Source organism: Cystobacter fuscus, assembly GCF_002305875.1.
In the GTDB taxonomy this organism is placed as follows: domain Bacteria; phylum Myxococcota; class Myxococcia; order Myxococcales; family Myxococcaceae; genus Cystobacter; species Cystobacter fuscus_A.
Genome location: NZ_CP022098.1, coordinates 1602033 through 1614120 on the forward strand (window position 1 = coordinate 1602033; position 12088 = coordinate 1614120).

Consider the following 12088-nt stretch of genomic DNA (forward strand, 5'->3'; position numbering starts at 1 on the left):
CAGGACAGACACCCTCTCAGGGACACCCTCTCGGGCGACGGCGTCGCAGGGTCAGGCCGGTGAGCAGGACGAGACCCAAGAAGGCCTCGGCTCCGCTTCCGGTTCCCGCCATGCATCCGCAACCGCTGGTGGGCTCCTTTGGGCCATCGGAGCCGTTGCCGCGGTTGAGGATCTCGACGGTCGAGGTCTCCGAGACCGAAGTGGAGAAGGCATCCGTCACGGTCAGGGTCACGGTGTAGCGCCCCGGGGCCGCGTAGGTGTGCGAGGCGGACGCGCCGCTCGCCTGCGGAGAGGCATCGCCGAAGTCCCAACGGTAGGTGAGCGCATCTCCGTCCGGATCCGACGCCGAGGCGGTGAAGCCCACGAGCTGCCCTCGGTAGGGGAGGGGATTGTTCACCGAGAACGTCGCTTGGGGCGCGCGGTTGACGACGTCGAGGGTGACGGTCGCGGGCTCCGATGTGGCACTGCCATCGCTCGCCGTGAAGGTGAAGGACGTCCGGCCCCGGAAGCTCCAGTCGGGTGTGAAGGTGAGTGAGGGAGGCGTGCCTGCCAGGACGCCGCCTTCCGGGTGGGAGGTCAGTGCGAACGTCAGGGAATCCCCATCGGCATCCGAGCCGGTGAGGGTCATGGGCACCGTCTCTCCCGCATGGAGCGAGAGCGACAGCGCGTTCGCCCAGGGGGCATCCGAGACGGGCATGACGTCGAGGTCGAGGGTGGCGGGACTGGAGGTGGTCTCTCCATCGCTCACGGTGAAGGTGAAGGCGTCCGTACCGTGGAAGTCGGCCGCCGGCGTGTACGTGAGGCGGGGCGGAGTGCCGGAGAGCGTGCCGTGCGAGGGCGAAGACACCACGGCGAAGGTGAGCGTGTCCCCATCCGGATCGAATCCCGAGAGCGTGAGGGCCAGTGCCAGATCCTCGGACGTGGTGAGGCGCTGCGGCGTGGCCCGGGGCGGGTGGCTGAAGGAAACGAACCGGGCGCGGATGCGCTCGCTGCCAAAGCCCGGCGAGGCATCGAAGCGCGAGTACACGACGAAGAACTTTCGCTGGGGATTGACCGCGAGCGAGGCAGACATTTCCGCCCCGGGCTCCCCGGAGATCAGCAGTCCGGTGGGCTCCAGCACCTCGCCCGTCGTGAGCACCCGGGTTGCCTGGAGGTTCCAATCGGTGTCGTTGCGCTTGTCCGACCAGGTGACCAGATACTCCTCACCATTGAAGGCCAGCGCGGGTGTGGCCTGCTCGTTCGCTGCCTTGCACACGGCCAGGCCCGACGGATCCAACACCTCGCCCGTGCTCTTCACCCGAGTGCCGTGGATGTCGGATGTCGTCCCGTCGCTCCGATCCGCCCAGACGACGAGATAGTCCGTGCCATGGGAGGCCACGGCCGGGTTGCTCTTGTAGGTGGGTGTCGCGGAGAGGACCAGACCCGAGGCATCCAGGACCGCACCCGTGCTCGTCACTCGCGCGCCCTGGATGTCTCTGTTGGTACTGGCCACCGACAGCACCCAGACGACGAAGTAGTCCGTGCCATTGGAGGCGACGGCGGTGTCTTCCTGGTCGAGGGGGCTCGTGCCGATGGGAATCCCCGAGGGGTCCAGGATCTCACCCGTGCTCTTCACCCGCGTCCCGTAGACGTCCGTGTTCGTGCCTCCGGCGCGATCATCGTTCCAGACGACGAGGTAGTCCGTGCCATTGGAGGCCACCTTCGGAATGCGCTGGTCGCCGGATGAGGTGGAGATGAGCAGGTCCGAGTCATCCGGCATCACTCCCGTGCTCGTCACTCGCCTGCCCCGGATGTCCAGGGCGCTGCCCGCGAAGTCCTGCCACACCACGAGGTAGTCCGTGCCGTTGGAGGCCACCGACGGATAGAGCTGGTTGCTGGAACGATTGGAGAGGATCAGGCCCGAAGGGTCCAGCACCGTGCCGGTGCCACTCACCCGCGTGCCGTAGAGGTCGAAGTCCGAGCCGCGCTGGTCCTCCCAGACGACGAGGAAGTCCGTGCCGTTGGAGGCCACCGCCGGCTGTTCCTGTGCATTGGCGCTGGTGGAGATCCTCACCAGGGACATGCCCACATCTCCGTCCACCACCCGTCTGCCGTAGACGTTGAAGCGATTGTCCACCGTGCTGGGGGGATCCATCCAGACGACGAAGTAGCTCGTCCCATCGGACGCGACGGTGGGCTGGAGTTGGCTGTCGCGCCCGTGGTCGTAGATGCCCAGGGACCAGATGCCCACCGCCTCGCCCGTGCTCGTCACCCGCGCGCCCCCGACGCCCCAATTCACCGGCATGCTGCTGCTGCCGTAACCCCAGACGACGAGGTAGTCCGTGCCGTTGGAGGTCACTTCTGGCGAGAACCGGCTCTCGCTCGAGTTGAGGATGATTCGCGGGGGGCCCTCCACCCCACCGCTCCCCGTCACCCGCAGGGCCTCGATGTCATCCTCCGCCGACTCCCAGACGACGAGGTAGTCCGCTCCATTGGAGGCCACGGAAGGGCTGTACTGGCCGCCGGTGGCGGTGGTGAGCGCCAGGCCGGAGGGGGATATCACCGTGTCCGTGTTCGTCACCCGCGTGCCATAGATGTCCTGCTCGACTCCGGTGCGCTTGTCCTCCCAGACGACGAAGTAGTCCGTGCCGTTGGAGGCCACGGCCGGGCCGTACTGGTCGCCGGTCGCGGTGGAGATCGCCAGGCCGGAGGGCGTCACCACCACTCCCGCGCTCGTCACCCGCGTGCCGTAGAGGTCGGCCTTGGTGGTCGCGAGGTTGCGCTCATCCGTCCAGACGACGAAGAAGTCCGTGCCGTTGGAGGCCACCATGGGGGAGTTCTGGTCACCGGCGGCGGTGGAGATCGCCAGGCCGGAGGGCGTCACCACCACTCCCGCGCTCGTCACCCGCGTGCCGTAGAGGTCGGCCTTGGTGGTCGCGAGGTTGCGCTCATCCGTCCAGACGACGAGGTAGTCCGTGCCGTCGAAGGCCACGGCCGGAGAGTATTGTCTCTCGGGCGCGGTGGAGATCGCCAGCCCCGCGATATCCATCACCTCGCCTGTGCCGCTCACCCGCGCGCCGTAGATGTCGGAGCCGGAAGCGTTGCGCTCGTCCGCCCAGACGACGAGGTAGTCCGTGCCGTTGGAGGCCACGCGCGGAAATTTCTGGGGGGACGGCTCCCAGGTGGGCACCGGCTCATCCAGTCCCATCTCCGGAGAGATGCTCGTGGTCAACGCCGCCGGATAGGCCGAGCTCGCGAGGAGCCCGGAGGGGACGCGGACCTGGAGCTGTCCCTGGGCATGCTCCGCCTCCAGCAGCGTGCGTCGTCCCGAGGCTTCCTCCACCCAGGAGACGTGACCGTATCGGACGCCGAGGCCCGTCTTTCCATCCGCGAAGTGCAAGCCACTGCCGGTGACTCCGTTGAAGGTCAGGCCCTCCACCGGGATGCGCAGGAGGAGGTCTCCCTCGCCGGCGGGTGCCTGCTCGAAACGCCAGGACTGCTCGACGTCCTGCTCGCCGTTGCGCAGGTGCTCGACGTAGCCGTCATGCGTGAAGGAGAGGTGCCCATCCTGTTCGACGTGCGCTCGGGCCAGCTCCGTGCCCACGGGGACGTCTCCCCGCGCGAGCCGCGCCGTTCCCAGCTTCAGCGACCCGCCTCGCACGGGCTCCGTCTCGGGGCGGACGGGCGTCAGCGTGAGTCCGTCCCCGTCCGCCCGCACGTCATAGGTCGAGCGTCCGCCGCGCCAACCCGCTCCCTCCTGCCGGTAGGCCAGGCGCACCTGACGGATGACGGCTCCGATGTCGAAGGGGGCGCTCACGTTTCCGGACGAGGGCCCAGCCGGGGGTGACTCGGGCGTCTTCTCCCGTGCACAGGACAGGACGAGGAAGAGGACAGCCGCGAGTGTGGCTCGCGAGGAACGAAGACAGGATGCGTGCATATTGTCCTTTTGCTTCGAGGAGAAGGGCACCCATCCCCCCCTCGCTGAGTTCAGCTTCGCATCGAAGGCGCCAAGGCCGTGGAGAAGTCCGGGATGTTTACTGGTCGAAGCTCTGTAAGTACAGCCGCATGGGCCGCGAGGCGCTCATGGGCCCGCGGCAGCCGTTCGGCCACGAGTCCGGTCCCTCGAAGGAGTCGCTTCCAGTGAAAAGCGGCTACTCGCTATGTCCGGTCAAAGCAGGGGGTTCTGCTGGTTTCCAGCAAAAGCACGCAGGTCCAGAGGAAATCTTGGTAGAGGGCGGTGGTGAACGGGTTTGGGCGGATGGTGCTCGAGCGGACGATGCGCATCTCATTGGACGGGCTGTTGTTTACTTCGAGTCCCTGCTGCTTGAGTTGAGAGTTCCAGGAAAAGTAGTGCTCAAGCGATGAAATGAGGGCATGGATGGACTTTCTCGTGATCATCAAGACGGATTGGGTGCTTCCCACATCCGAATTCAAGAGTCAGTTGCTGGCTCGGTGGCCAACTGCACATACGCGCGATATTGAAGACATCAGTCGGCCAGCTGTCCTGGACTTCGAACTTTCCATGGAGAAATCAGTGCTCTTTGGAACGTTTTATCGGAAAGGACAATCGGCGAGCTTCTCTGGAGATCTGGCGGATTGCGCGGCATTCGCTCTTTGGTTTCGCCAGCTCATTCCGTCAGGTGAAGAGATCATATTCTGCGACGAGATGGTGAATATGAGCCTCGAGCTGAGCCTTGAGACGACTCCTGCTGATATTGCCAGTGCTGTGTTGGCATCATAGGGATAAGCAGGAACACACATTCCTGTCCCTTGCCCTTGAGCAGGGGGCTGGCATGGGACACAGGACGTTTCAAGAGGACCTCGAAGGCTTCGGGTCCAGGGACCTTGGGGTCCTGGTCATAGAGGAAAACGCCCAGCTCATCCCAGGTCAGGATGCCTTCGTTTTCCCGGCTGGGCGGACCGAGCATCCGCCACCAGGCTCCGGTGTCCTCCCAGGGCAGGAGTTGCCAATGCTCTCATCTGCTCCCCTTCATGAGCCTGGTGGCACGTTCCTTCAACTCCTGGATGTGCCGAGAGGCCTGCTTCGTCCACTCCTCTGCCCAGCCCTTCGCGCCCATGCGTGCGATGACCTCCCGATGGCCTGGGTCCACGCCTGGACGCGGTCCTTCATCCATCCAGCGTTGCCATGGGGGTCGATCCAGGCGGGGTGCAGGAAGTAATGGGAGGCGGTGAGCACCACGTCGTCCGCAGTGGCCTTGCCGCTCCATGCCCGTTGGATGACCTTGCCCACGTCCAGCACGGCGCCCGCCGCCAGGGTGGCCGCGAGGGCGTGCAGTGGGTGGTCATCATGGTCCTTGGCCAATTGCGTATGCGTTGGATTGGTGCTCGAGCGATCGCTCAGGAAGACGGTCTGCGCATCGTCGAGGAGGTTGCCCGCGGATTGGACGATACCTCCAATACCCGCCTTGAGGTAGCGCATCACCACGCCCACCGTCTCGCAACTCAAGGTGGCGAGGGTGGGGTGATCCTTCTCCAATCCATTCCACCATTTCGACAGGCCGCCCAGCATGTCGTGGCTCTCCGTGTACCCCTGATCCTCCATGATGATCAGGAGGATTTCCGTCAACGAACTCGTCTCACCCGGGATGCACGCGTGCTCCTTCTGCATCGATTCGGCGATGCCCAGGATGAGGCTCGCCATGGTGTCCAGTCCGCCGAACTGACCACTGGTCAGGACCAGGGAGGAGGCATCACCCGCCTTTGCACCCTGGGCGGGCACCCATGGTTCCACCCAGGCGCCAAGCTGGATGAGCATCAGTTCCACGAAGTTCGTATGACTGAAGAAGTCCTCCAGGGTGTGCAGCGCATGGCCGAAGTGCCGCAAGCCGTCATCCGTGCGCCCCAGCTTCACGGCCGTGCGCAGCTGGGTGCTCATGTAGTGGAATGCGCTGTAGGACGCCTCCGGGACGAGGTCCCCCGTGGCGCCAGGAATCTGGATGAGGCCGGGTGAATCCTGGCTCGTGAAGATGTAGCTGCGGCCGTCGGCAGTCCTCTTTCGGCAGCCCACCTTGGTGTAGAGCTGCCGGGAGACTTCGTCCTTGACGTCGGTACCGAAGTTGTGGCGTGCCAAGGCCTGCCAGGTGAGCCCATTCGCGCGGGCGATGCTGTCCAGCGTTTCCCCATCCTTCACACGGTGGGGGCGCGGCGGTCGGCCTCCGGTCAGGCCCCCGGTGCGAATGAAGTTCTTCATCCGCAGGGACTTGATGGCCAGCTCCTCGGCGAGGCAGGCGCCCCGGAAGGCGGGATCGATGGCGCGGGCGTCCGTGATGCCGTTTGGATTATCGATGTGCTCCTCGTTGCGGTAGACGCCCAGACGTTGGGCATTCACCCGGAACTTGGGCACATTCCCGAACTTCTCTCGTGCCATGACGTCCACGATGCGCGTGATGGATTCTCGGGACAGTCTCATGTCGACCCGGGCGCCCTTCTTGCGGACCAGCTTGGGGTCTACGAGCTGCGAATGGTCACGCAGCCAATTGCCGAAATAGATGGCTTTGAGTGCATCGAGTTTGAAATTGGCGTCTTCCAGGGCATCCTCGATGGACTCATGTCCGAAGGAGCCCTCGCGTCCGGAGCCACGTCCCGCGCCGAAGTACTCCAGGTCCCCCGAGCGGGCATCCTCACGCTGTTCTGTCGCGTTCAGGAAGCGCTGGACGGCCGTTGTCATGTCCGCGAACTCCACCTCCAAGGCCACCGAGCCCCTGGCTGTGGTGTAGCGGGCGAACTCGCGGCGTTGCTGCCCTCGGCTGTACCCGAAGTCGATGAGGGCATATGCCACCCGGGCCCCCTCATCGAGAAGTGCATCTCCTCCGACGGAGGAGTAGTGCGTGCGCAGCAGCCGGTCCAGGTGATGGCCAAACTCCTCGATGAGACACACGAGCAGTTTCCAGGCCTCGTTGTTGTCGCTCCGCGCCTGGAGCACGAGCCCACGGGAGATGAGGATGGAGCGGCTCGGACCGTGGTAGGCGGCTGGGTGCCCGTCGAGTTCATCGCGAACGATGAAGATCCGAGGTGGGGGCAGGGAGCCGTTGAGCACGGCGGAGCGCAGGCGCTGGATGGCGGTTCGAGGAATCTCTTCGCCAAAGATGAGCTGAAACCACGACAGCAACTCGTCCGGCGTCATCGACGTGACGAGCGAGTGCAGCTCCTCGAGAGCCAAGGTGCTCTGGAGCACTTCGCCTTCCATGGCGATCCAGGTAGGCGTGACCGAGGAGTTCCCGAAGGGTCTGGTGCGAAGTCGAGGCACCACCGTGTTGCGCCGCGAGAGAGGCACCGTGGAAGGAGAAGCGGGGGAGGGTGCGGGCCGGGTGGAGGATGGGTCTACCGGCGGAATGGTCAGTACCTGTCCTACCCAGAGCAGACGAGCGTCCTGGATGCGGTTGGCGGCGACGAGTGACTCCAGCGAGACCTGGTAGCCCAGTGCCAGCCGGGAGAGGGTGTCCCCTGCGCGAACCCGATGTGTTCGGGGAGTGAGTCCTGGTGGCGGTAAGGGATGGGACGCGTTGGGCGGGAGTTGTTGGGTGCGCGTGTGGCTTCGTGGCTTGTCCGCCATGGATGTTCCCCCCTGGGTGCGCACTTGGGCGCATCGGCTGCCCGGCTACTGTGGCAAGGCGGAAGAGGCGGAACAAGAGCCTACGACTGAGCGGCTCGTGCGAGCGTTTCTGGACACCAGCAGCACGACCGCTGACGATCACTTGGAGATGCTGAAGGCCGTGAGAGAGCGGTCATGGCCATAGTCGAGCCGCACGTAGAAATCCCCCATGTAGTAGCTGAATATCCCGCTCATGTAGTCGCGGGCAAAATCAGAGCCTTTCTTGTCCCGATTGATTTCATGGATTTTGGACCGGCTGGTGATGGCGGCGCCATCTACGAAGAGCCGGCCCGTGAAGGTTTTGCGTGGCCAGCTCTCGGGCTCTCCCTCGGTATGCGGGGAGTGCCTCGTGCGGCCCAGCAGAACCTCGAAGGATTCAGGCCCGGGACGTTGGGGATCCTGGTCGTAGAGGAAAACGCCTAGCTCGTCCCAGGTCAGGATGCCTTCCGTCTCTCGGCTGGGCGGACCGAGTACCCGCCGCCAGGCCCCGGTGTCCTCCCAGGGTAGGAGTTGCCCGTTGTAGCGTACGGTGGTTCCCTCCACGGTGAGGAGCGGGTTCTCGGGGGTCCCGGGGGCAGGTGGAGGCGCGGGCGCGGGCTCCCGACATCCCCCCAACAGCAGGAGCAAGACGCCCATCCAGATCCACGACGTGGCTCTCATCCTCGCTCCTTTTCCACTGCCCCCGGTACCAACCACTGCTGTGCTCTACGTCCGCCTCGAAGAGGAGGCCCCATGTCACGGAGCCTCCTCCCCGCGTGACGGCTACTTCTCGCGGCCTTCCTTCCACGCCTGGAGCAGCTGCTCATAGGGCACGGTCTCGCCCTTGGGCTTCTCGTTGGCGAGCTTCGGCTTGGGCGCGCCCGGCGCGTCGAACCAGAACTTCGCGTCCTTCACCTCGTTGAGCTTGGGCGGGCAGTTCTTCATGCCCGCGCGCTCCAGACGGCCGAGCACGTCGTCCATCTGCGAGGCCAGCGTGTCCATGGCCTCCTGGGGCGTCTTCTCACCCTCGACGGCGAGGCTGATGTTCTGCCACCACAGCTGCGCGAGCTTCGGGTAGTCCGGCACGTTGGTGCCCGTGGGCGTCCACGCCACGCGCGCGGGGCTGCGGTAGAACTCCACCAGGCCGCCCAGCTTGTCCGCCACCTTCGTCACGTGCTCGGAGCGGATGTCCGAGTCGCGGATGGGCGTGAGCCCCACCAGGAACTTCTTGAGCGACGTGGTCTTGGCCACCACGAACTGCGCATACAGCCATGCGGCCTTGCGGCGCTCCAGGGGCGTGCTCTTGAGCATCGTCCACGAGCCCGTGTCCTGGTAGCCGAGCTTCATGCCCTCCTCCCAGTACGGCCCGTGCGGCGAGGGCGCCATGCGCCACTTGGGCAGGCCCTTCTCGTCCACCACGGACAGGCCCGGCTTCATCAGCGGCGCGGTGAAGCCCGTGTACCAGAAGATCTGCTGGGCGATGTTGCCCTGGCCCGGCACCGGGCCCGCCTCGGAGAACGTCATGCCGGCCGCCTGGGGCGGCGCGTACTTCTTCAGCCACTCGATGTACTTGGTGAGCGCGTACACGGACGCGGGGCCGTTGGTGTCTCCGCCGCGCGTCACCGAGGCGCCCACCGGATTGCAGCCCTCCACGCGGATGCCCCACTCGTCCACTGGCTTGCCATTGGGCAGACCCTTGTCACCCGCGCCGGCCATGGACAGCCACGCGTCCGTGAAGCGCCAGCCCAGGGACGGGTCCTTCTTGCCGTAGTCCATGTGGCCGTACACCTTGACGCCGTCGATCTCCTTCACGTCGTTGGTGAAGAAGTCCGCGATGTCCTCGTACGCCGACCAGTTCACCGGCACGCCCAGCTCGTAGCCGTACTTCTTCTTGAAGCGCTCGCGCAGGTCCGGCCGGCTGAACCAGTCGTGGCGGAACCAGTACAGGTTGGCGAACTGCTGGTCCGGCAACTGGTACATCTTCCCGTCCGGCCCGGTGACGAAGCTCTTGCCCATGAAGTCGTCGATGTCGAGCGTGGGCAGCGTCACGTCCTTGCCCTCGCCCGCCATGAAGTCCGTGAGCGGCACCACGTGGCCGTAGCGCACGTGCGTGCCAATCAGGTCGCTGTCATTGACATACATGTCATAGATGTTGCGGCCCGACTGCATCTGCGTCTGGAGCTTCTCGATGACATCGCCTTCCTGGATGATGTCATGCTTGAGATTGATGCCGGTAATTTCCGAGAACGCCTTGGCGAGCGTCTTGGACTCGTACACGTGGGTGTCGATGCTCTCGGACACCACGTTGATGGTCTGGCCGCGGAAGGGCGCGGCGGCCTCGCGGAACCACTTCATCTCCGCGAGCTGCTGCTCACGGGTGAGGGTGCTCGGCTGGAACTCCTCGTCCACCCACTTCTCGGCGGCCTTCTCCAGGGCGGCCACGTCCACCTGTGGCTGCGCGGTGGCGGCGGGCTTGTCTCCCTCCGCCGGCTTCGACTCCTTCTTGCAGCCCGCCACCGGAACGGCCAGTGCCAAGGCCAACGTCCATACGGTCTTCTTCATCGGTCTACCCCCAGCGAGAAACGAAGACGAGGAACAGCAACGACAGAGCGGTGGCCACCCAGACGGACGCATCCGTCAGGCCCACCCAGGCCAGGTGCACGAAGGCGCTGCCCAGCAGCCCGACGAAGAGGCGGTCTCCGCGGGTGGTGCTCATGGGCAGCAGGCCCTTGCGAGGCAGGGACGGGGATCGGATTCCCCAGACGGTGTAGGCCGCGAGCACGAGCACGATGAAGCCGAAGAAGCCGGCCGTGGGGGCCGTCCACGCCATCCATTCCATGTCCATGGGGCTCACACCCTCCCCAGGGCGAAGCCCTTGGCGATGTAGTTGCGCACGAAGTAGATGACCACCGCGCCCGGCACGAGCGTCAGCACGCCCGCCGCGGCCAGCACGCCCCAGTCCATGCCCGCCGCGCTCACCGTGCGCGTCATGGCGGCGACGATGGGCTTGGCCTCCACCGACGTGAGCGTGCGCGCGAGCAGCAGCTCCACCCAGCTGAACATGAAGCAGAAGAACGCCGTCACGCCCACGCCCGAGCGGATGAGCGGGAAGAAGATGCGCAGGAAGAAGCGCGGGAAGCTGTAGCCGTCGATGTACGCCGTCTCGTCGATCTCCCGGGGCACGCCGGACATGAAGCCCTCGAGGATCCACACGGACAGGGGCACGGTGAAGAGCATGTGCGCGAAGGCCACGGCCCAGGGCGTGTCGAACAGGCCGATGCTCGAGTAGAGCTGGAAGAAGGGCAGGAGGAACACCGCCGGGGGCGACATGCGGTTGCTCAAGAGCCAGAAGAACAGGTGCGTGTCGCCGAGGAAGCGATAGCGCGAGAAGGCATACGCCGCGGGCAGCGCGAGCAGCACCGAGAGCACCGTGTTGATGCTCACGTAGGTGAGCGAGTGCACGTAGCTCATGCTCCACGAGGGGTCCGTGAAGATGGTGGTGTAGTTGTCGAGCGTGGGCGAGCGCGGCCAGGCGGAGAAGTCGCCCAATATCTCCTCGTTCGTCTTGAGCGACATGCACACGAGCCAGTAGATGGGCACGAAGCTCAGCGCCAGATAGAGGGGGACGGCGAGGCGTCTCATCGCGCCTCCTTCTGGTGGGTCATGGCGGTGTAGAAGACGTAGCTGAAGAGCAACACGATGAGGAAGTAGACGAGCGAGAAGGCCGCCGCCGGGCCCAGGTCGAACTGGCCCACCGCGAGCCGCGTGAGGTACTGGCTCAGGAACGTGGTGGCGTTGCCGGGCCCGCCGCCGGTGAGCACGAAGGGCTCGGTGTAGATCATGAAGCTGTCCATGAAGCGCAGCAGCACCGCGATGGTCAGCACGCCCTTGAGCCGTGGCAGTTGGATGTAGCGGAACGTGGCCCACACCGTGGCGCCGTCGATGCGCGCCGCCTGATAGTAGGCCTCGGGAATGGCTTGCAGGCCCGCGTAGCACAAGAGCGCCACCAGGGGTGTCCAATGCCAGACATCCATGAGCAGCACCGTGAGCCAGGCGTCCAGGGCGCTCGCCGTGTAGTTGTAGGAGATGCCCAGCGCGTTGATGGCCACGCCGAACAGGCCGATGTCGCCCCGGGCGAAGATCTGCCAGATGGTGCCCACCACGTTGAAGGGGATGAGCAGCGGCAGGCCCACCAGCACGAGGCTCGCCGACGCGGCCCGTCCCGCCTTGGGCAGCACGAGCGCGAGCGCCACGCCCAGGGGAATCTCCAGCGCCAGCACCGCCAGCGAGAAGCCCAGTTGCCGGCGCAGCGCGCCATGCAGCTCGGGATCCCTCAGCACCTTGCGGAACCACTCCGTGCCCACGAAGACGCGCTGGTCGGGGCCCAGGATGTCCTGCACCGAGTAGTTCACCACCGTCATGAGGGGAATGACGGCGCTGAAGGCGACGGCCACCAACACGGGGGCGACCAGGAGCCAGGCGCTCTGTCGGGTGGGTTTCTCCATGAAGTCGGATCCT

At 65.4% G+C, this 12088-nt stretch carries 8 protein-coding genes; 1 reads left to right on the top strand and 7 read right to left on the bottom strand.

The window, feature by feature from the left end; translation table 11 throughout:
* Positions 1 to 16 precede the first annotated feature (16 nt).
* Entirely contained in the window at positions 17 to 3796 is a 3780-nt protein-coding gene (locus CYFUS_RS06690; protein WP_157758287.1) for an Ig-like domain-containing protein, read from the bottom strand.
* A 561-nt stretch (positions 3797 to 4357) separates the two neighbouring features.
* On the opposite strand from CYFUS_RS06690, the gene CYFUS_RS06695 reads away from it, so the two are divergent.
* Positions 4358 to 4720, top strand: coding sequence for a hypothetical protein (locus tag CYFUS_RS06695; RefSeq protein ID WP_157758288.1), 363 nt, complete (start codon positions 4358 to 4360; stop codon positions 4718 to 4720).
* Between the two features lie 273 nt (positions 4721 to 4993).
* On the opposite strand, the gene CYFUS_RS06700 is transcribed toward CYFUS_RS06695, so the two are convergent.
* From CYFUS_RS06700 to CYFUS_RS06725, 6 genes are all read right to left on the bottom strand, one after another.
* Positions 4994 to 7174 carry an HET-C-related protein gene (locus tag CYFUS_RS06700; protein WP_232537409.1) on the bottom strand — a complete coding sequence of 727 codons (2181 nt, stop codon included), beginning with the start codon at positions 7172 to 7174 and terminating at the stop codon, positions 4994 to 4996.
* Positions 7175 to 7690: 516 nt separating this feature from the next.
* A complete protein-coding gene (locus CYFUS_RS06705) occupies positions 7691 to 8218 on the bottom strand; it encodes a hypothetical protein (protein WP_157758289.1) in 528 nt (175 codons plus the stop codon).
* A gap of 135 nt (positions 8219 to 8353) precedes the next feature.
* Positions 8354 to 10132, bottom strand: coding sequence for an ABC transporter substrate-binding protein (locus CYFUS_RS06710; RefSeq protein ID WP_095984481.1), 1779 nt, complete (start codon positions 10130 to 10132; stop codon positions 8354 to 8356).
* A 4-nt stretch (positions 10133 to 10136) separates the two neighbouring features.
* Positions 10137 to 10415, bottom strand: coding sequence for a DUF2160 domain-containing protein (locus CYFUS_RS06715; RefSeq protein WP_198316479.1), 279 nt, complete (start codon positions 10413 to 10415; stop codon positions 10137 to 10139).
* Positions 10416 to 10420: 5 nt separating this feature from the next.
* Positions 10421 to 11212 carry a carbohydrate ABC transporter permease gene (locus CYFUS_RS06720; RefSeq protein WP_095984482.1) on the bottom strand — a complete coding sequence of 264 codons (792 nt, stop codon included), beginning with the start codon at positions 11210 to 11212 and terminating at the stop codon, positions 10421 to 10423.
* On the bottom strand, positions 11209 to 12075 hold the full coding sequence (locus tag CYFUS_RS06725) for a carbohydrate ABC transporter permease (protein WP_002628065.1): 867 nt from the start codon (positions 12073 to 12075) through the stop codon (positions 11209 to 11211). The genes CYFUS_RS06720 and CYFUS_RS06725 overlap by 4 nt, the downstream gene beginning before the upstream one ends.
* Positions 12076 to 12088: the final 13 nt, after the last annotated feature.

Excerpts from the sequence above, each read along its gene's own strand:
- CYFUS_RS06695 (WP_157758288.1), top strand. The coding sequence starts at position 4,358 with ATGGACTTTCTCGTGATCATCAAGACGGATTGGGTGCTTCCCACATCC.
- CYFUS_RS06710 (WP_095984481.1), bottom strand. The coding sequence starts at position 10,132 with ATGAAGAAGACCGTATGGACGTTGGCCTTGGCACTGGCCGTTCCGGTG.
- CYFUS_RS06715 (WP_198316479.1), bottom strand. The coding sequence starts at position 10,415 with ATGGACATGGAATGGATGGCGTGGACGGCCCCCACGGCCGGCTTCTTC.
- CYFUS_RS06720 (WP_095984482.1), bottom strand. The coding sequence starts at position 11,212 with ATGAGACGCCTCGCCGTCCCCCTCTATCTGGCGCTGAGCTTCGTGCCC.
- CYFUS_RS06725 (WP_002628065.1), bottom strand. The coding sequence starts at position 12,075 with ATGGAGAAACCCACCCGACAGAGCGCCTGGCTCCTGGTCGCCCCCGTG.